This is a genomic window from Acinetobacter sp. V115_6, assembly GCF_031799025.1.
GTDB classification, from domain to species: domain Bacteria; phylum Pseudomonadota; class Gammaproteobacteria; order Pseudomonadales; family Moraxellaceae; genus Acinetobacter; species Acinetobacter pittii.
In genome coordinates this window covers 1,299,459-1,318,396 of the sequence record NZ_JAVQNO010000021.1, presented here as the reverse complement: position 1 = coordinate 1,318,396, position 18,938 = coordinate 1,299,459, and the positions used below count along the sequence as shown (strand labels likewise).

Below are 18,938 nucleotides of genomic sequence, written 5' to 3'. Positions count from 1 at the left end.
TAAAACATGCAAATTATTCAATTTGAAAATCGTGCAAATCAACGTGCCGTCGCCAAAGTAGAAGGCAACATGGCATATCCAGTTAAAGATATTCAATCGGTTCGTGATTTAGCACTTTTAGCAATCCGCAATAAAGTTTCATTGGAACGACAAATTGAGGCGTTAGGGTTTGAAGCGGAGACCTATGATTATTCATCTTTATTAGCAAACTTAAAGGTACTGCCGCCTTTAGACCATCCAGACCCAACACACTGTTTAGTGTCCGGTACAGGCTTAACCCATTTAGGTTCTGCATCTGCACGCGACAAAATGCATCAACAAAATTTAAGCGATGACAGCTCGGTGACCGACACCATGCGGATATTTCAATGGGGGCTACAAAAGGGGCGTCCAGCACAAGGTCAGATCGGGGCGCAGCCAGAATGGTTTTATAAAGGCGACGGTTCAATTGTGGTAAGACCGGGAGCAGAGTTGCCTTTACCTCCATTTGCTGAAGACGGCGGCGAAGAACCTGAAATTGCAGGCCTCTATGTTATTGGAGAAGATCTAAAGCCTTACCGAATCGGGTTTGCGCTAGGCAATGAATATTCTGATCACGTAATGGAGCGTCGTAATTATTTATATTTGGCCCATTCAAAATTACGTTTTTGTAGTTTTGGTCCAGCTTTACGGACAGGCGAATTACCAAAACATTTAGTCGGAACTAGCCGTTTGCGCCGTGATGGAAAAATCATTTGGGAAAAAGAGTTTTTGTCGGGTGAAGACAATATGTGCCATAGCTTGGCAAATCTGGAATATCACCACTTTAAGTATCAACAATTCTTAAAAGCAGGGGATGTTCATATTCACTATTTCGGTACTGCGACTCTATCTTTTGCTGATGGTATCCAAGCACAGGTCAACGATGAGTTCGAAATAGAAATGAAAGAGTTCGGACCTCCACTCCAAAACAAACTTGCTCATATGCAACCCGAGTTACCGATCGGTTCAGTTATCACACTCTAAGGAATATAAAATGGTCATAGGACACAACTTTATTGGCGGTTCACGTAGTGCACAAAGTTCCACTTTACTAAAAAGCGTGAATGCAACGACTGGCGAAACTTTGCCTTATGAATTTCACCATGCAACCGAACAAGAGGTCAATCAGGCCTGTGAAGCAGCCAGTCAAGCTTTTAAGACTTACCGCCATACTTCACCTGAACAGCGTGCTATCTTTTTAGAAAATATTGCCGATGAGCTCGATGCTTTGGGTACAGATTTCCTTGAAATTGTTTCGCAGGAAACCGCTTTGCCACTTGCACGTTTACAAGGTGAACGTGGTCGTACCAGTGGACAAATGCGTTTATTTGCCAAAGTGTTACGCCGTGGTGATTTTTTAGGTGCCCGTATTGATACAGCCTTGCCTGAGCGTCAGCCTTTACCTCGACCAGACCTGCGACAGATTAAAATCGGTGTAGGCCCTGTTGCGGTCTTTGGGGCAAGTAATTTTCCTTTAGCATTCTCAACTGCGGGTGGCGACACGGCTTCTGCACTAGCGGCAGGCTGTTCTGTAGTGGTAAAAGCGCATAGTGGACATATGGCGACAGCAGACTTCGTGGCTCAGGCAATCGAACGTGCAGTAGAAAAATCAAATATGCCTAAAGGTGTATTTAACATGATCTATGGTAATGGCGTGGGTGAACCTTTAGTTAAACATCCTTTAATACAGGCTGTAGGTTTTACAGGTTCACTTCGTGGTGGTCGTGCTTTATGTGATATGGCCGCAGCCCGTCCACAGCCAATTCCGGTCTTTGCGGAAATGAGCAGTATTAACCCGATGCTGATGTTGCCAGAAGCCTTAAAAAACCGTGGTGACAAAATTGCACAGGACTTGGCAGATTCAGTAGTTCTCGGCTGTGGTCAGTTCTGTACCAATCCGGGTTTAATTTTAGGGATTAAATCAGCCGAATTTACTCAGCTTATTAGCAACCTAACCGAAATTATGGGTGGCAAACCTGCACAAACTATGCTGAATGCCGGAACATTAAAAAGCTATACCGATGGTCTTGAGCACTTAACCCAGCATCAAGGCATTAAACATTTGGCAGGTCAAACCCAGCAAGGCAATCAGGCACAGTCACAACTGTTTAAAGCGGATGTTGAGTTGTTACTGGCAGGCGACCAACTTCTGCAAGAAGAAATCTTTGGGCCAACCACAGTCATCATTGAAGTTGAAGATAAAGCCCAACTCATTCAGGCCTTACAAAGCATGAATGGGCAACTGACTGCGACTTTAATTGCTGAGGAAGCAGACTTAACTGAATTTACAGATGTGGTTCCAGTGTTAGAAGAGAAAGCTGGTCGATTACTTATAAATGGCTACCCAACGGGTGTTGAAGTATGTGATGCGATGGTACACGGCGGACCATATCCAGCCACTTCAGATGCAAGAGGAACTTCTGTTGGAACCTTGGCAATTGACCGTTACTTGAGACCTGTGTGTTACCAAAACTATCCGCAGAGTTTATTGCCAGAAGCTTTAAAAGACAGCAATCCATTGCAAATTTTAAGGTTGGTGAATGGTGAGATGACCAGAGAAGCGATCTAATCAATTAAAAAAAAGAGACCACAAACTGGTCTCTTTTTTTATTCTTCTTTTCTATTCCTAAGGATACTGTTCAAAAGTCTACATAAAGTTCTTTTGAAAGAATTTTATTTCTTTTATTCGCATTTAAATAATCCCTGAATTAGTTTTAAACCGATTGTATGTATAACTATTAGAAAGCCTATCTTATTTAAACTGGCATATTTGTTGCTTAATTTAATGCATCTGGTCAGACCAGTCAGACAATGCATTAAATTGGAGCGGATATGCAACTCGAAACTTTTAATCAACTAGCTTCTAGCCAGGCTCGGCTGGTATTACAAGCTTGTGTGCATATCCCAACTTGGATTTCTGAATTAATTCAGAAACGTCCTTCTTCGCTCAAATCAGGAGATTCAATAATGGCGGGTATCAGCACACATATTTTAAGTGCATCACTCGGCGAGCCAGTAATTCAAGTATTGGTGAAATTATTCGAGGAAACGAGCCATGGATATATTTTAATCGATGAACAGTTCACTGATGCAGATGGACGTATTCAAGCATTTAATGTCGACTCATTTATTCGTGGTCATTATCAATTGGTTTTTGAAGTAGGGGATTATTTTCAGGCCCTAAATACTAATAGCTTTTATCCGAGAGTCTGTATTGATTTTAAAGTCAATGATATTCACCAGCACTTTCACGTGCCTCTATTGATCAGTCCTTTCTCATATTCAACGTATCGTGGCAGCTAAATCAACCCAAGCAATATGGACATCATGAATTTAATTTGAGGAACTAACCCATGCATCAAGACAATATAAATCCAGAGAGAGATCAGCATATCTCGGCAGAACATCAATATTTAGGAATGAATAAAAACATCTTATATGGTTTGCAGCATGTATTGACCATGTACGGTGGAATTATTGCACCGCCATTGATTATTGGTGCAGCTGCAGGTCTAGATGCTTCAGAGATTGGCTTATTGGTGGCTGCCGCCTTATTTGTGGGAGGCCTCGCCACAGTTATACAAACCATTGGTTTTAAATATTTCGGTGCAAAACTACCGATTGTGCAAGGGGTATCTTTCGCAGGGGTTGCCACTATTTTGGCAATTGTGAGTACCGGTGGGGGTTTGCCATCTGCATTTGGTGCTGTGATTGTCGCATCTCTAATTGGTTTGTTGATTACACCATTCTTTGCAAAAATTATCCGCTTCTTTCCACCTGTGGTCACAGGATGCGTCATTACCATGATTGGTATTTCGCTCACACCTGTTGCGATCCGCTGGATTATGGGGGGAAACCCGAAAGCTGAAAACTGGGGAGATCCGACTAATACTGGTTTGGCGGTAATTACGCTAGCGATTGTGATTATTTTTAGTATGTTGCAAAATCAGATTCTGCGCCGCCTTGCGATTCTTGCAGCAATCGTTTTGGGTACAGTAATTGCTTATATTGCAGGCTTTACTGACTTCTCAAGAGTAAGTACAGGTCCTATTTTTGCTTTTCCAAGTTTCTTCCATTTTGGTTCTCCTGTATTTGAATTTTCTGCCATTCTTTCCATGGTAATTGTTACTTTGGTAATCATGACTGAAACCACGGCCGATATTATTGCGATTGGTGAAATCGTTGGAACTAAAGTTGATTCAAAACGAATTGGTGATGGTCTACGTGCAGATATGCTATCGAGTGCAATTTCCCCAATCTTTGGTTCATTCATGCAAACCGCCTTTGCTCAAAATGTAGGTCTGGTTGCAATTACAGGCATTAAAAGTCGTTTTGTAGTGGCAACGGCTGGTGGAATTTTAATTATCTTGGGCTTATTACCTGTTATTGGCCGCTTTGTTGCATCAATTCCGATGCCAGTTTTAGGTGGAGCAGGCATTGTATTATTCGGTACTGTTGCTGCCAGTGGAATACGAACTCTAGCCAAAGTAGATTATAACGATCATAAAAATCTGATTATTGTGGCTACTTCACTCACAATCGGCATGATTCCAATTGTAAACCAAGAGTTTTATGCGCAATTTCCGACATGGGTAAAAACCCTATTACATTCAGGTATTAGTTCTGCCTGTATCACTGCCATTTTGCTCAATATTATTTTTAACCACTTACCGTTTAGCAAAAAGTCCGTTGATGTTGCAACTACGCCCATAAATTCAGGGCATTGATCGACACCGGTTAGGGATTAGACATTCTAATTTAACCACATTTTCATTCGCAAAAATTTAAAGGCCGCTTATTCAATGATGAATAGGTTAGGGGGATTTTGACTTTAAAAAGGTCAAAAACAGGTCTTTTGAAAGACCATAAGCGACTTTTAAACCAAATCTTACAGGGGAATTTTATGAGAAATTTTAAATTAAAATCGGCATTACTTATGCTGAGCATGGCTACTACTGTGCCGGTATGGGCTGCTGATACCAGTCTGAATGGCCTATTTAATCTAAAGCAGGATTGTCAAACGAATAATGATTCAATTGACCGTATAGGGGCAGCATTTGCGTGCGGCAGTATTCATGGGGTAGTCAAATCTGCATATTACTCACTTAATAATGGCTATTTTGTGAATAATTTAAATCAGGATACGACCGTCATTGGTGGGTATATTAAATATGAAACAGCTCCTTTTTATGGCATACAGGCAGCTGTGGGATATGACATACAGCGCCGACTGGATGATAAAAATGAAAATGATGAAGTGCCAGAATTAAAAGAAGATAGGGATGGTCTAGCAGAAGCTTATGTAAGCTGGAAAAACGATTTGGCTAGAGTGACGATTGGTAACCAGCGGCTAAATTTACCTTTTATGGGCGATTATGCTGACCGTCGTGTATTGATGTTTTTATATCAGGCCGCTGATGTACAGATCGGGAATAATTATGATTTCTTACGACTCACTAAAGTAAATAAATATAAAAGTTATGGCGAGGATGAGTTCAATAAAACTTCTCGTCAAAATTCAAATGTGGAAACCAATGGGGTTTGGTCGGTTGGTGCAGGAAAGCGCTTTAATTTAGCCAATGATAAAAGTTTAAAAACGCAATTTTGGTATCAAAATTATGATGACTATACGCGTCTAATTTATACTCAAGCTGATTTAGCAATTCCAAAGCTTAATTATAGTCCTGAATTTTCAATCCAGTATATTTCAGGTAAAGATCAAGGCAAAGCACTTGCTGGAGAGGTTAATAGCCAAATTTTCGGTGTACAGGCTGCGTTTAAGGTTATGCCTACCGCCAGTCTAAAAGTCGCGTATAACTATATAAAACCAGATCAGGGTAGTTATTTAAATGGGGCATTATTAACACCCTATGCAGCTAAAACCTCTTCAGGTGAACTTTTTGCCCAGCCATTTTTCACCAGCACTCAAGATTTAGGTGCAGGTAATGCATTGATGTTGTCTTTAGAAGGTAAATTGACAGATCAGTTGATAGCTGGCGCGCGTTATTCATTTATGGACTTAAAAGAGTCGGAAAATGTCGCGAGTCGAAATCAATCTGAATACATGTTATTTGGTATTTATAATTTTACGGGAGCTTTAAAAGGTTTTAGTGTCAGCAATTTTGCAGGTATCCAAACATCACCACGCTATGACAAAAATTTCTTACAAAACCGTTTTGCACTGTCTTATAAGTTTTAACTGTGTTTTATAGCATCGAGTGCATATTTAAATCGAAATATGCACTTTTTTTGTAGGGTAAAAAAATCCCCTTATAGAGGGGGAAAGCATTTAAATTTTTAGTCGAGAGGATTGCCGATAATATTACTGATGATCCCTTGCATGATGTGAGTACCTTGTTCCTGATATAAAGATTCATACCACTCTTGGGTGATTTTCGGGTCTTTCATGTGTGTCACATCGCAACGTTTGCGGGCTCTTAACACCATTTCCTTAGTACGATCATTGCGTTTGTTTTGATAGCGGTTCAAAGCATCTTCTAAACCAAAGGTATTGATTTGTAAGGCACGAGCAAGATAAATCGCATCCTCCATGGCTTGACAGCCACCTTGTCCAATATCCGGAGTAGTGCTATGGGCAGCATCACCTAAGAGCACTACACGTCCTTTATAGAAATTCATAAAAGGCTCGATATCATGGATCTCGACACGATTGGTTTTTTTCTCATCTAAACGCTCAATGAGTTTTTGTACTGGTTTACACCAACCACTAAAATGCATTTTAAGGTCTTGCTTATAATGTTCACGCTGATTTGACAGTCCAGCCTCAAGTGGTACATCAAAGAAGAAATAGAAACGATTTTGTGCAACGGGCATGAGTGATACACGTTTACCTTCACCAATATATGTGGTCCATTGCATGGCTGGTGCAATCTGCTCATCAATATCAACCAAGCCATTCCAATTTACATAGCCAGCATAGCGACGTTCAACTTGATGGCCCAATACAAACTGCCGCGTAAGTGAATGTGTACCATCTGCACCAATCAATAGATCGGCTGTAATCTGCGAACCATCCTGAAAATGTATGGTTACATCATTTTGATGAGCTTCAATTGCAGTCATTTTCATACCGAGTCGGATGTCTTCCAGACCAAATTGATGCATTAATAATTGTTGTAGATCAGCGCGAGCGACAGGATAGGCACGTTGGCTTACTTCTTTATATAGAGGTAACAAACTAAATTGAGTCATGGTTTGTTGGTTAAGGCCATCAAGATATGCTAAAGACTCCATTTTTCCACCTAGTTTCTGGATTTGATCCGTTAAACCAAGATAGTTGAGACACTTAACACCATTTGACCAAAGTGAGATGGCAGCGCCAACAGGTAATATTTCGGCTGCTTGCTCATAGATTGTGACCTGATGACCAAATTTTTTTAAAGCGATACCAGCAGTTAAACCGCCCATACCTGCACCTACAATCGCGATATTCATTGTTCAGATCCTAAGTATTTAAGTAAGTTTCTAAACCGTTCTAAGCGAGAAGTGTGCCAATTTTATTAACTGGTTTTACTGGTCATACCAGCAATATTGCTCCATTAAAAAGCAATCTTAAAAAGGTGGTATTGATGTGGTTCAAAGTATGGAGCAAAGTAGTGCATAGCACTACAAATTTGGAATTTATGATTATATTGCGCTGTTATGTCTGGAAAAATACACACCAGCACGCTGTGCGGCACCAATAATATGTGCTTGCATAGCTTTTTCAGCTGCTGCTGAGTCCTGATTATATAAAGCTTGCAGAATTAATTCATGTTCATGAATGGTTTTAAATGCCAGATTGGGTTGAACAAAGGGTAGGATCTGACTCTTTTTAATCCAGTCAGTATGTATTTTAAGTGTTTGAATAATAGATTGATTATGACTAAGTTCAATAATATGTTGATGAAATGCATAATCAAATTCAGAGGCTGATTGCCAATTTTGTTCTTTGATTGCACTTGCTAATGATTGGTAATGTTGCTGTAAGATGGACTTATCATCTTCAGTTAAATACTCACATGCGAGAAGTGCGCAAAAACTTTCTAGTACATAGCGTAATTGATAGAAATCTTTAAGTGATACACGATGTTCACCATCCCATTGTTCTGCGGCTTGGCTATGCTGTGAAATAACGTAAACTCCTTTGCCTGCTTTGATTTCTAATAGACCTAAAGCGGCAAGGCGGGTTAATGCTTCACGTAAAGAAGCACGGCTGATTCCTAATTGAATGGCAAGCTCACGTTGTGAGGGTAAAGCAGACCCGACTGCATAAGTATTTTGTTGAATGCGTTGATAAATGATTTCCACCGCTTGCTCAGTCACCTGAGATGATTTTCCATTGAGCATAGCTTGTGGACTCATAAGCAACACACCATAAATATATAAATAAATAATTTGATTCTACACAAAATTTATCTATTTGTTGGTGCACGTGCTTAAAATTAGCCGTATTTTTAATAACAGATCAGACCAGTTGAACTGGATATTACGTTATTGAATAAGGATAAAAAGTTTAAGAATGATTAATGACAATATGTATTGCTGAAACTTCAGAACGGTCAGAGACTATTTATCTCTGACCGTACACAGTAATTTTAATACTTTCCGTTGAAGTTTGCGCTAATTCTTTGTTTTAAATATTCTTTAGCTGTAATGGCCGGATATTTCTTTTGTGGTCCTTCAATGATCATATCTTCATTGGCTTGGCAGAAGAACGCCAAACTATAACGTGCCCCTTGATATTCATTTGTTTCAGGATTTTTAACACGATGAAAATTAGAAGGCAGTTGATCATCGCTCCAACGAGTGAGCATATCACCGATATTACAGGTAATTACATCATCACGTGGCTCAATGCTGGTCCATTGCTGTTGTTCCATATCTTTACCCGGACAAACTTGCAGGCCACCTTGTCCTTTACGTTGGAGCAGTAGCGTTAAACAGTCAAAATCTGTATGCGCTCCTGCACGCCATAGACCTAATTGATCTTTAAGAGCAGGGTCAATTGCATAGTAGTGCAGCATTCTTAAAGTACTTTGGTAGCTTTCTTGATCCGGGTCATGAGCAAGAGTAAAGAAGTTATCGGCAAAGCCTAGTTTATAAGCAAAGCAAGATAAAATTTTCATGCCGACTTGCCAGCATGCATGTTCAAACTCCAACATGGTATCTTTAAAATTAGGTAATTCCTCTTGACTAGGATAAAGACCTTCCATACGTGGGCGGGTAATTTGATAAGACTCTTTTTGGTCTGGTGTGCTGGTCGATGGACGAACCTGTGCCTTACTTTCCCAACCTGCATTGCGATTGAGTGGGTAGCGAGCTTTAATCGATTCTGGCAGATTAAAAAACTGTTGTGTCATTTCAAATGCAGTTTGAATCTGTTCAAGTGGAATGCCATGATTCGATACTTGAAAGAAACCAATATCGGTAGCTGCTGACCAAAGTTGGTCCGCAATTTCATATTTACGTTGTTCAAAATTTGATAAATCAATGACCCGGACTTCCCGTTCAAAGGTCTCTTGACCAAAAGCTCCCATACGAGCTTCTTTTTGCAGTTCTTCTAAGCTGTAGTCATTTTCAGCTACTGGAGTCATATTGGCGCTGTTCATATTTCAACCTCATATTTTGGATAATCGTGACCCAATCAAATAGATTGAAATAGATGGGTCACATTCAAAAAAGAGCCACACGTTCTTAATAAAAGATAACTTTATGTAAAGAACATGAGCTGTTTTCTGAGCAATGACCCACATAGCAATTAATATTACTACTATGCTGAACGCTTCTACTCTGACATAGAGAATGAAGCACTTTTTGTGCCAATTTCTAAGGATAGGTTCTGAAATTGGGATAGGCAGAGCAATATTGCATTTATAGAGGAATTACAGATGAACGATCAAAAAGTCCTTATGCCAGACAAGCACCTGCGAAGTGCATGAATGATGGCCTAATGCACCACTAAGCCGCATATAAAACAAATGGATTAATGTAGTTTGTTCATTTAGGCATGATTAAAAATAAGCCCAAATTAGATTATTACTATGAAAAACAAAATGAAATCAAAATTGGCACAGAGCTTGCTAAATCATTCCTGAGTATAAGCGGTCAGTGTGTGGTAAACATGCGGGACATTGCTCTACAGCGTTTGCTGTTCCTCTTTTGGGGACAAAACCATCTTGGTTTTGAGAGAAATGTGCATTTGATACATTGATTGCCCCCCTAAAAAGAATAGCAAGATAAATCAATACAGATTTAGGGGGCTTATTTATGAATATTCAGCACTATGTAAGCAAAGGGCGACGTACTGTTATTGTGAGTGCATTATTGGGGCTAGGAACAATTTTCAGTTCAACCAGTTATGCTGCCGATAAACTTGTTCTACAAACCACGTGGTATGCACAAGCCGAGCAAGGTGGATATTATCAGGCACTTGCACAAGGGATTTATAAAAAATACGGACTCGATGTCGATATTAAAATTGGTGGGCCACAGGTCAATAATATGACCTTACTATTGTCCAAACGTGCCGACATTATAATTAATTATGATTTACAGGTCTTAAAGGGTATTGAAAGTAATTTTCCAATCAAAGCAGTTGCGGCACCATTTCAGTTTGACCCACAAGGTGTATTAACTCATGGCGATGTAAAGTCTTTGGCGGACTTAAAAGGCAAAACAATTCTTGTTTCAACCAGTGGGCAAGCAAGCTGGTGGCCATGGTTAAAAGGGAAATATAAATTAAATGCAGCACAGGCTCGCCCTTATACCTTCAATATGCAGCCATTTTTAGCTGGCAAAAATGTGGCACAGCAAGCCTATGCAACCTCTGAAGTCTTTCAGGCAAAAAAAGCAGAGCCTTCAAGTAATTTCTTTTTATTTGCTGATGCTGGCTATCCAGCTTATGGCGGTATTTTAGTTACACGCAATGATGTGATTCAAAACAAACCAGATGTTGTGCGTCGTTTTGTTCAGGCATCGATGGAAGGATGGAAAAACTATTTAGCTGATCCTCGATTAGGGAATAGTCTGATTAAAAAAGAAAACCCAAATATGAAAGATGATCTGCTGGCCTTTGCAGTAGGTCAAATGCGCAAACTCAAACTGATTGATGGAGGAGATGCTAAAACACAAGGAATCGGGGTCATGACCGATGCGCGTTGGAAAGCCACACGAGATTTTATGGTGAACGCTGGTTTGTTAAAAGCTCAAACCAACTGGAAAACTGCTTATACCACACAGTTTGTTAAAACTGCCAAGTAGTCAGGGTTATAGGGTTAAGAAAAAAGGTATTCGCGCGGAGGGGAAACCATATGAATTCTGCATTAACAATTGATACTTCTATACATGAATCTTCAAATTTTATTACGCCAATGATTATGGTCAGAGGGGTAGAAAAGACTTATCCAAATGGTACTAATGCTTTACAACGTTTGGATTTAAATATTGCACGTGGTGAGATTGTTTCATTACTTGGACCGTCAGGTTGCGGGAAAAGTACTTTACTGAAAATGTTTGCCGATCTGGAGCAACCTTCTGCAGGACTAGTGCGTTGGAATGGCAAGGCCGAGATCCAATCACAATGCAAAATGGCAATGGTCTTTCAAGAAGCAACCCTGATGCCTTGGGCTAATATTGCAGAAAATGTACGTTTACCTTTGGATTTACAGCATATTTCGAAATCAAGTAGTACACCAAAAGTTATAGCCGCGTTAAAGGCCGTTGGTTTAGAAAACTTTAGCCAGGCTTATCCACGCGAACTTTCGGGAGGTATGCAAATGCGTGCCTCTTTGGCTCGTGCATTAGTGACTGAACCAGATTTACTGTTAATGGATGAGCCCTTCGGAGCTTTAGATGAATTTACTCGCCATAAACTTGACAGTGATATTCGTCAATTATGGTCGGAGCGAGATTTAACGGTGGTTTTTGTCACTCATAGCATCTATGAGGCAGTGTATTTATCTTCAAGGGTCATTGTGATGGGGGCGAGACCAGGGCGTGTGGTGGCCGATCTAGAAATTGAGGGCCCTTATGTGCGTGATGAAGCTTTCCGTAGTTCTGAAGTCTTTATTCAACAATGTTCACATCTATCCCAAGTATTAGCTGAAGCAAGCGGAGGGCATGGTCATGATTAAACCATTAATGGAACATCCAAAGGTACAACGTATTGCAGCTCCACTAGGGTTAGGTCTGATTTTCCTACTGGTTTGGCAGTTGAGTTTTCAACAGCTTGAAGTACCTGTCTATGTCGTACCAAAACCCAGCGATATTGTTATGGCAATGATTAAAGAGTCCCGTGTGTTATTTGGAAGCTTGTTGATCACACTAAAAATTACCTTATTGGCTTTTGTCTGTGCTGTAGTCATTGGCACCTTGATCGCTTTCGTCTTTGTACAAAGCCGTGTAGTAGAAGCCTGTTTTATGCCTTATGCCATTTTATTTCAGGTGACTCCAATTGTCGCTATTGCCCCTCTGGTGATTATCTGGATTCAAAATACAACATTAGCATTAGTCGTTTGTGCCATGTTAGTTGCAGTATTTCCAATATTGACTAACACCACTTTAGGTTTACGTAGCGTCAACAAAGGTTTACTTAATCTTTTTCAGATCAATAAAGCCAGTCGTTGGCAAATTTTAATGCGCTTACGTGTGCCGAATGCTTTGCCTTATTTCTTTGGTGGGTTGCGTATTTCTTCTGGTTTGGCACTTATTGGCGCCGTGGTTTCGGAGTTTGTGGCTGGAGCAGGTGGGACTAGTGCAGGTTTGGCTTACCAAATTTTGCAAGCAGGTTTTCAGCTCGATTTACCATTAATGTTTGCAGCATTATTTCTTATCACGTGCACAGGCTTGGGTTTATTTGTGCTGATGTCTTTATTAAGTCATTTCTTTTTAAGTAAATGGCATGAGAGTGAACAAGTATGAGTCCTGATCTTTCAAATAATGGTTCTTTAAATCATCGCTATTTAATCAAAAATGCTTATGCCATTTTGACAGGGTTATCGGGGGATGCAGCACGTTCTTCATTTACTGATATCCGTATTCAAGACGGTAAAATTATTGAATTGGGACAACTGACCGCACAATCGAATGAACAAATTATCGATGCGAAAGACTGTGTAATTTATCCAGCCTGGGTAAATACTCATCATCATTTATTTCAATCCTTATTGAAGGGAGAACCGCAAGGTTTAAATCAAAACCTAACCTCTTGGCTTGCCAGTACACCCTATAGATTTCGTGGTGCATTCGATGAAGCCACATTTCGGGTGGCAGTACGCATTGGGTTGATTGAATTATTAAGGTCAGGTTGTGCAACAGTAGCCGATCATCATTATCTTTACTGGCCACAAATGCCGTTCGATGGGGCTGCGATTTTATTTGATGAAGCTGAAAAGTTAGGCATGCGTTTTGTGTTATGCCGAGGTGGCGCAACTCTAACGCGTGGCTTAGAAAGCGAATTACCGCAAGCATTACGTCCTGAGAAATTTGAAGACTATATGGAGGATATAGAACTCCTAGTACAGCGATATCATCAACCGAGTTCCGATGCATTTCGGAAAATTGTGATGGCACCCACCACAGCTTTGCATTCGACCACTGCACAGCAACTAAGAGAAAGTGCCAAGATTGCCAGACAATTGGGTATCCGCATGCATAGCCATTTATCTGAAACAGTAGATTATCTGGATGCGGCTAGAACCAAATTTGGCATGACACCTGTACAGTTTTGCGCAGAGCAGGATTGGGTTGGAAGTGATGTCTGGTTTGCCCACTTAGTTAAGCTATTACCTGAAGAAATACAGCTGTTGGGCCAAACTCAAACAGGGATTGCACATTGCCCTCAGAGTAATGCACGTTTAGGTAGTGGTATTGCCGATCTTGTCAGTTTAGAACAAGCGGGTATGACTATTTCGATTGGAGTAGATGGTGCGGGCTCGAATGAAGCCGCAGATATGTTATCTGAAACCCATGCTGCATGGCTGTTACAACGGGCCAGAAAGGGCATGTCGGCTCTACCTCAATATGAGGGTGGGTTATTTGAAGGAGGAGCAGATGCTGCAAGTATTGAGGATATCATTCGTTGGGGAACTTTAGGTGGAGCTAAGATTTTAGGTTTAGATCAAGTTGGTTCAATTGAGGTTGGACAACAGGCAGATTTAGTGGCTTATCAATTGGATGATCCGCGTTATTTCGGCTTACATGATATGGCGATTGGCCCTGTGGCAAGTGGTGGGAGAGCACATATTAAAGCCATGTTTGTGGCTGGAAAAATGGTGGTGGAAAATGATCAAATTCCTGATGTTGATATGATGGAATTAGCTTGGCAAGCGAAGCAATCGGTGAAACTGTTGCAGCAGCGTAGTGTCGAAATGGCGAAAATAGCCTAACCGAGTTATCTGATTAGACTATGATATTGATAGCTTTAAGTTTATTTAATTTGATAAATATTAGCTAAAACGAAGGCGGTAATCATACCGCCAAATATCAAATAAGTTTAATCGGTAGGTTTAATACCACCTGAGCATCCTCAATAACATCTAAGCGGAGAATTCTCTAGCGTAGTTCTTATATATAAATAAGGTCAGAAGAGATGAAATATTTGTCTTTTTATAATTTTTAGTAAACTTATCTAGAGTACTAAAAGCTGTATAAATAGTTTTTTAAAAGTAAATAAAGATGAAAATCGACTAAAAGAATTTGCAATTGTTTTTAAACTAATCTAATAGGTATCTCTATTAGATTAGTAAAAACATCTTATTAAATAATAGTGTATCCGCCATCAATTGTAATACATGAGCCATTCATAAAACGGGCTTCATCGGAAGCTAGAAAAATAGCTAACTCGGCAACTTCAGACGCTTCTCCAAAACGGTCCAATGGAATTTTATCAGTCGGACGGTTTTCTAGCATTTTGGCCGTCATTGGTGTACGAATAGTACCTGGGCAAATAGCATTAATTTTGATGCCATGTTTGGCATACACTGCTGCTAGATGTTTTGTATAACCAATTACAGCATGTTTTGAGGCTGTATAAGAAGCGCCTCCCATTTGAGCAACTAGACCCGCAATAGATGCAATATTGATAATTGCACCAGAACCCTGTTCAATCATTTTTGGTAAAACCAAATTACTTAAATTGAATACGGCTTTTACATTTATGGCAAACATAGTGTCCCAAAGTTCTTCGGTCGTATCTAAGCTATTGGTATATTTGTCGAAAATACCTGCATTATTCAGTAGTACATCAATTCGTCCAAACTTCTCTAAAGTAAATTCAACTAATTGCTTGAGCTGATCAAATTGAGTGACATCAACTTGAAAAGCAAAGGCTTCTCCATCTGCGTTGATGATCTTCTCGGCAACTTGGTTAGCCTGTTCTAAATTCATATCGGCAATAATTAATTTTGCTCCTTGTTGTGCAAAAGTAATTGCTTCCGACTCACCCATACCAGAGGCCGCACCTGTGATAATACAGACTTTATTTTGTAGTCTAGACATAATACATTTCCTAAATCCTAAGTTTTGATCTAAGCTCTGTTTGTGAAATAGATGCTTAAATATTGAAGTTCTCCTGTAAGACTTAAAATACGTATTTAGCCAAACGAGCTCTAGATACAATCTGGGAATGAAGACGATATTCAGACATACTGAGCGAATATCGGACAGGGAATTTAGAAAAGGGAAAATGATGAGGGATCAGATTATTCAACATCCGCTCTCAGAAGAGACGATTAAATACGATGACTATATTGCAGGTTTAGCAAAGGGTCTCAATATTCTCGAAGCATTTGGCACAGATCGACAGCGTTTAAATGTTACTCAGGTCGCAGAGCGAACTAATATTACTCGTACAGCAGCACGTAGATATCTAAAGACACTCAAGTTTTTAGGCTATCTTGAAACTGATGAATATTATTACTGGTTAACACATAAGGTACTTAAGTTTTCAGGGGCTTTTTTAAGTACAGCACATTTGCCAAAAATATCGCAGTCTGTCTTAAATCATTTATCTGAAAAAACGACATTAGTTTTCTCAGTGGTGGTTCAAGATAATTATGAGGTTGTTCCGATTGCTAGAAGTGTCCCGCAAAATGATCATTTCCGAGTAAGTCCTTTTGGTATTCATCTAGGTAACCGAATTCCTGCTCATGCTTCATCTACGGGTAAAGTTTTATTAGCGCATAAATCTTTAGAAGAGCAGAAAAACTGGATTAAGTTATATGGACTTAAACGATTTACTGCATATACATACACAGAAGAAGCCAGTTTTCTAGCTGCATTACAGACCATTAAGGACAATGGTTATTGTATTTCCGCTGAAGAATATGAACTGGGCGTAACAGCAATTGCGATACCGATTATTAATCAGACTGGTGATATTATTGCGGGATTAAATGCTGTTGCTCCGATTTCTAAAGTAAATGATACCTATCTGATTAATACGGTTTTGCCATTACTAAGAGAGGCTGCCAAAGAAATTCGAGACATGATTTAGTTTATTTTTCTGTAGTTTCAATCAAACGTCCTCATCGGGCGTTTTTTTTATATTTAAAATAATTTTATCAATATTTTAAGACTATTTAATTTGTCTTATATAACCGTTGGAAGAGATGATTTTATAAACAGTGAACGATATAAGATGTGTTTGCGCGATCATCGTTCAATTTAAAAGAAAGTAGTCTAGTCGGAACTGTGATAGCCCCGTAGTTTAATAAAAAGAAAAGCGTTCGATACAACACTATCAGGATGGTGTAGCTAGCTATTTCAGGCAAGTGAACGCATGGATCTGTCGCAAGGAGTGACAACAATGAATACCAAATTACCTCAACAGCTTGAATGCGATTTGGTTGTGGTGGGTGCAGGTGCAGGCGGTTTGTCGACTGCGATTACTGCTAAGAAAAAAGGCTTAAATGTTATTGTCCTTGAAAAAGACGATGTGTTCGGAGGTACAACAGCTTTTTCTGGTGGAGTACTATGGGTTCCAGGGAATCAACATGCAAAACAAAATGGTATACAAGATAGCCGTGAAGCAGCATTGACCTATTTAAAGCATGAAACCAAAGAATTTTTTAATGCTGAGGCTGTAAACGCATTTCTGGATTATGCACCTGAAATGCTCCAGTTTTTTGAGCAAAATACCTCAGTCAAATTTATCCCGACACTTTATCCAGACTATCATCCGGATGCTCCGGGTGGGGTTGATATTGGTCGCTCTGTACTAGCTGCACCCTATGATATTCGTGGTTTGGGCGAGAATATGAAGCGCCTACGTCCACCTCTTAAAACCATTACCTTTATTGGCATGATGTTTAATTCATCTAATGCAGATTTAAAGCACTTTTTTAATGCCACTAAATCGTTTACTTCATTTATCTATGTGGCAAAGCGATTAGCTATTCATTTAAAAGAACTGGCTGTCTATGGTCGTGGTACCAATGTCACAAGCGGTAATGCTTTGGCTGCACGTTTGGCTAAATCTGCATTTGATTTAGATATTCCAATCTATACAGAAGCTGAAGTTAAGCAGTTAAATTTTGAAAATGACAAAGTTGTTGGCGTACAAGTTCAACAACCAGATCAGCACTGCCAGATTAAATCTAAAAACGGAGTCGTGCTGGCATGTGGCGGTTTTTCACATGATATTGAACGACTCAAACAAGTTTATGCACACCTGAAACGTGGTGGTGAACATATCTCACCTGTGCCAAAGACTAATACAGGAGATGGTTGTCGCCTTGCAGAATCGGTTGGTGGTGTAGTGGATATTCAATATGCGGATTCTGCTGCATGGATGCCTGTGTCAAAAGTCCCTTATACAGATGGCTACGGCGTGTTCCCACATTTATTAGACCGTTATAAGCCTGGAATTATTGGTGTGCTTAAAAACGGTAAACGTTTTACCAATGAATCAAACTCTTATCATGATGTTGGTGCAGATTTATTTAGGGCGTGTGAGGAGTTCGATGAAACAGCCATGTGGTTGATCTGCGATCATAAAACGATTAGCAAATACGGTTTAGGTTATGCCAAACCCGCCCCAATGCCAATTTCATCTTTAATTAAAAAAGGCTATCTCTTTAAAGGTAATAGTTTAAAAGAACTGGCACAGCAGATGGGAGTTAATGCTGAGCAGTTGGCTAAAACAGTACAGCGTTATAACGAAGGGGCTGTGAAAGGCCAGGATCCAGAATTCCACCGTGGTTCTACTTCGTTTAACCGATATTTGGCTGATCCAGATCACAAACCAAATCCATGTGTAGCACCAATTGAGCAAGGTCCATTTTATGCTGTGAAGGTGTTTATGGGTGACTTAGGAACATTTGATGGAATCAGAACAGCCGTTACTGGTGAAGTTTTAAATCAGTTTCACCAACCCATTCAAGGTTTATACGCAGTTGGTAATGACCGTGCGAGTATTATGGGTGGAAACTATCCAGGTGCAGGAATTACTTTAGGGCCAATCATGACTTTTGGTTATATCACAGGATCACATATTGCTGATTTAGCTAAAGGAGGGAATGGTTTTATATCATCTAAAAATTCTAAATCTGCCAACTCTCAATCTGTTAAGGAGACTTTTCATGTTTCATAAACCGATTGTTGATCACCGTATTTACAATATTACACCACGATGCATGCCTAGATTTCTTGAGGTATTCGATCAGCTGGCGATGCCTATTTTGAAAAAGCACTTGGGCGAGCCACTTGGTTTTTATATTAGTAATATCGGTACGTTAAATCAGGTCGTACATTTGTGGGGTTATTACAGTCTGGATGACTATGAAAAGCGTAGTTTTGCCCGAGATACAGATCCTGACTTCCAGGTTTATTTGAAAGCATCTGAAGGTTTAGTGACGTCACAGGTGAATCAAATTTTAAGGCCAGTGAATTTGGCTTCATTAATTAAGCCTTAAACA

General features: G+C 39.8%; 16 protein-coding genes. 12 read left to right on the top strand and 4 right to left on the bottom strand.

Translation table 11 applies throughout. From position 1 onward, the window contains the following. The first annotated feature begins 6 nt into the window (after nucleotides 1-6). From araD1 to RMA94_RS14595, 5 genes are all read left to right on the top strand, one after another. Nucleotides 7-1,005, top strand: coding sequence for an AraD1 family protein (gene araD1 / locus RMA94_RS14615; RefSeq protein ID WP_262728678.1), 999 nt, complete (start codon nucleotides 7-9; stop codon nucleotides 1,003-1,005). A gap of 10 nt (nucleotides 1,006-1,015) precedes the next feature. After that, nucleotides 1,016-2,590 carry an aldehyde dehydrogenase (NADP(+)) gene (locus tag RMA94_RS14610; protein WP_202724183.1) on the top strand — a complete coding sequence of 525 codons (1,575 nt, stop codon included), beginning with the start codon at nucleotides 1,016-1,018 and terminating at the stop codon, nucleotides 2,588-2,590. Nucleotides 2,591-2,988: 398 nt separating this feature from the next. After that, on the top strand, nucleotides 2,989-3,324 hold the full coding sequence (uraH, locus tag RMA94_RS14605) for a hydroxyisourate hydrolase (protein ID WP_068530032.1): 336 nt from the start codon (nucleotides 2,989-2,991) through the stop codon (nucleotides 3,322-3,324). Nucleotides 3,325-3,374: 50 nt separating this feature from the next. Then, nucleotides 3,375-4,748, top strand: coding sequence for a nucleobase:cation symporter-2 family protein (locus tag RMA94_RS14600; protein ID WP_068529981.1), 1,374 nt, complete (start codon nucleotides 3,375-3,377; stop codon nucleotides 4,746-4,748). 176 nt (nucleotides 4,749-4,924) lie between these two features. Further along, nucleotides 4,925-6,220: a hypothetical protein gene (locus RMA94_RS14595; protein ID WP_151302477.1), complete on the top strand. Its 1,296-nt coding sequence runs from the start codon at nucleotides 4,925-4,927 to the stop codon at nucleotides 6,218-6,220. Between the two features lie 98 nt (nucleotides 6,221-6,318). On the opposite strand, the gene hpxO is transcribed toward RMA94_RS14595, so the two are convergent. The 3 genes from hpxO to RMA94_RS14580 form a co-directional block, all read right to left on the bottom strand. After that, nucleotides 6,319-7,476 carry an FAD-dependent urate hydroxylase HpxO gene (hpxO, locus tag RMA94_RS14590; protein ID WP_311083614.1) on the bottom strand — a complete coding sequence of 386 codons (1,158 nt, stop codon included), beginning with the start codon at nucleotides 7,474-7,476 and terminating at the stop codon, nucleotides 6,319-6,321. A gap of 192 nt (nucleotides 7,477-7,668) precedes the next feature. Continuing rightward, nucleotides 7,669-8,385, bottom strand: coding sequence for a FadR/GntR family transcriptional regulator (locus RMA94_RS14585; RefSeq protein ID WP_311083610.1), 717 nt, complete (start codon nucleotides 8,383-8,385; stop codon nucleotides 7,669-7,671). A gap of 233 nt (nucleotides 8,386-8,618) precedes the next feature. Continuing rightward, nucleotides 8,619-9,632 carry a 2-oxoglutarate and iron-dependent oxygenase domain-containing protein gene (locus RMA94_RS14580; RefSeq protein ID WP_311083608.1) on the bottom strand — a complete coding sequence of 338 codons (1,014 nt, stop codon included), beginning with the start codon at nucleotides 9,630-9,632 and terminating at the stop codon, nucleotides 8,619-8,621. Nucleotides 9,633-10,290: 658 nt separating this feature from the next. Between RMA94_RS14580 and RMA94_RS14575 the strand changes: the two genes are divergently transcribed. The 4 genes from RMA94_RS14575 to RMA94_RS14560 are packed head-to-tail and all read left to right on the top strand — an operon-like array spanning nucleotide 10,291 to nucleotide 14,408. Further along, nucleotides 10,291-11,283, top strand: a complete 993-nt coding sequence (locus RMA94_RS14575) for an ABC transporter substrate-binding protein (RefSeq protein ID WP_019767751.1) — start codon at nucleotides 10,291-10,293, stop codon at nucleotides 11,281-11,283. 50 nt (nucleotides 11,284-11,333) lie between these two features. Continuing rightward, nucleotides 11,334-12,155 carry an ABC transporter ATP-binding protein gene (locus RMA94_RS14570; protein ID WP_044103375.1) on the top strand — a complete coding sequence of 274 codons (822 nt, stop codon included), beginning with the start codon at nucleotides 11,334-11,336 and terminating at the stop codon, nucleotides 12,153-12,155. Beyond that, the gene (locus tag RMA94_RS14565) at nucleotides 12,148-12,942 is read left to right on the top strand and encodes an ABC transporter permease (protein ID WP_206222875.1); all 795 of its coding nucleotides are present in this window, start codon (nucleotides 12,148-12,150) and stop codon (nucleotides 12,940-12,942) included. Before RMA94_RS14570 ends, RMA94_RS14565 begins: the two co-directional genes overlap by 8 nt. Further along, a complete protein-coding gene (locus RMA94_RS14560; RefSeq protein WP_206222876.1) occupies nucleotides 12,939-14,408 on the top strand; it encodes an amidohydrolase family protein in 1,470 nt (489 codons plus the stop codon). The genes RMA94_RS14565 and RMA94_RS14560 overlap by 4 nt, the downstream gene beginning before the upstream one ends. Before the next feature lie 370 nt (nucleotides 14,409-14,778). Here RMA94_RS14560 and RMA94_RS14555 read toward each other — a convergent pair whose 3' ends face one another. Continuing rightward, nucleotides 14,779-15,519: a glucose 1-dehydrogenase gene (locus RMA94_RS14555; protein WP_311083604.1), complete on the bottom strand. Its 741-nt coding sequence runs from the start codon at nucleotides 15,517-15,519 to the stop codon at nucleotides 14,779-14,781. Between the two features lie 190 nt (nucleotides 15,520-15,709). Between RMA94_RS14555 and RMA94_RS14550 the strand changes: the two genes are divergently transcribed. The 3 genes from RMA94_RS14550 to RMA94_RS14540 all read left to right on the top strand — a co-directional run bounded on the left by RMA94_RS14550 (nucleotide 15,710) and on the right by RMA94_RS14540 (nucleotide 18,935). Then, complete coding sequence (locus RMA94_RS14550) at nucleotides 15,710-16,516, top strand: IclR family transcriptional regulator C-terminal domain-containing protein (protein ID WP_005305842.1); 807 nt, start codon at nucleotides 15,710-15,712, stop codon at nucleotides 16,514-16,516. Between the two features lie 312 nt (nucleotides 16,517-16,828). Further along, nucleotides 16,829-18,613, top strand: a complete 1,785-nt coding sequence (locus RMA94_RS14545; RefSeq protein WP_311083603.1) for an FAD-dependent oxidoreductase — start codon at nucleotides 16,829-16,831, stop codon at nucleotides 18,611-18,613. Then, nucleotides 18,603-18,935 (top strand): NIPSNAP family protein, encoded by a 333-nt coding sequence (locus RMA94_RS14540; RefSeq protein ID WP_311083601.1) that lies wholly within the window; start codon nucleotides 18,603-18,605, stop codon nucleotides 18,933-18,935. Before RMA94_RS14545 ends, RMA94_RS14540 begins: the two co-directional genes overlap by 11 nt. The last annotated feature ends 3 nt before the right edge of the window (nucleotides 18,936-18,938 follow it).

What these genes read in the sequence shown, in the direction of transcription:
- araD1 (WP_262728678.1), top strand. Translation starts at nt 7, where the DNA reads ATGCAAATTATTCAATTTGAAAATCGTGCAAATCAACGTGCCGTCGCC.
- RMA94_RS14610 (WP_202724183.1), top strand. Translation starts at nt 1,016, where the DNA reads ATGGTCATAGGACACAACTTTATTGGCGGTTCACGTAGTGCACAAAGT.
- uraH (WP_068530032.1), top strand. Translation starts at nt 2,989, where the DNA reads ATGGCGGGTATCAGCACACATATTTTAAGTGCATCACTCGGCGAGCCA.
- RMA94_RS14600 (WP_068529981.1), top strand. Translation starts at nt 3,375, where the DNA reads ATGCATCAAGACAATATAAATCCAGAGAGAGATCAGCATATCTCGGCA.
- RMA94_RS14595 (WP_151302477.1), top strand. Translation starts at nt 4,925, where the DNA reads ATGAGAAATTTTAAATTAAAATCGGCATTACTTATGCTGAGCATGGCT.
- hpxO (WP_311083614.1), bottom strand. Translation starts at nt 7,476, where the DNA reads ATGAATATCGCGATTGTAGGTGCAGGTATGGGCGGTTTAACTGCTGGT.
- RMA94_RS14585 (WP_311083610.1), bottom strand. Translation starts at nt 8,385, where the DNA reads ATGAGTCCACAAGCTATGCTCAATGGAAAATCATCTCAGGTGACTGAG.
- RMA94_RS14580 (WP_311083608.1), bottom strand. Translation starts at nt 9,632, where the DNA reads ATGAACAGCGCCAATATGACTCCAGTAGCTGAAAATGACTACAGCTTA.
- RMA94_RS14575 (WP_019767751.1), top strand. Translation starts at nt 10,291, where the DNA reads ATGAATATTCAGCACTATGTAAGCAAAGGGCGACGTACTGTTATTGTG.
- RMA94_RS14570 (WP_044103375.1), top strand. Translation starts at nt 11,334, where the DNA reads ATGAATTCTGCATTAACAATTGATACTTCTATACATGAATCTTCAAAT.
- RMA94_RS14565 (WP_206222875.1), top strand. Translation starts at nt 12,148, where the DNA reads ATGATTAAACCATTAATGGAACATCCAAAGGTACAACGTATTGCAGCT.
- RMA94_RS14560 (WP_206222876.1), top strand. Translation starts at nt 12,939, where the DNA reads ATGAGTCCTGATCTTTCAAATAATGGTTCTTTAAATCATCGCTATTTA.
- RMA94_RS14555 (WP_311083604.1), bottom strand. Translation starts at nt 15,519, where the DNA reads ATGTCTAGACTACAAAATAAAGTCTGTATTATCACAGGTGCGGCCTCT.
- RMA94_RS14550 (WP_005305842.1), top strand. Translation starts at nt 15,710, where the DNA reads ATGAGGGATCAGATTATTCAACATCCGCTCTCAGAAGAGACGATTAAA.
- RMA94_RS14545 (WP_311083603.1), top strand. Translation starts at nt 16,829, where the DNA reads ATGAATACCAAATTACCTCAACAGCTTGAATGCGATTTGGTTGTGGTG.
- RMA94_RS14540 (WP_311083601.1), top strand. Translation starts at nt 18,603, where the DNA reads ATGTTTCATAAACCGATTGTTGATCACCGTATTTACAATATTACACCA.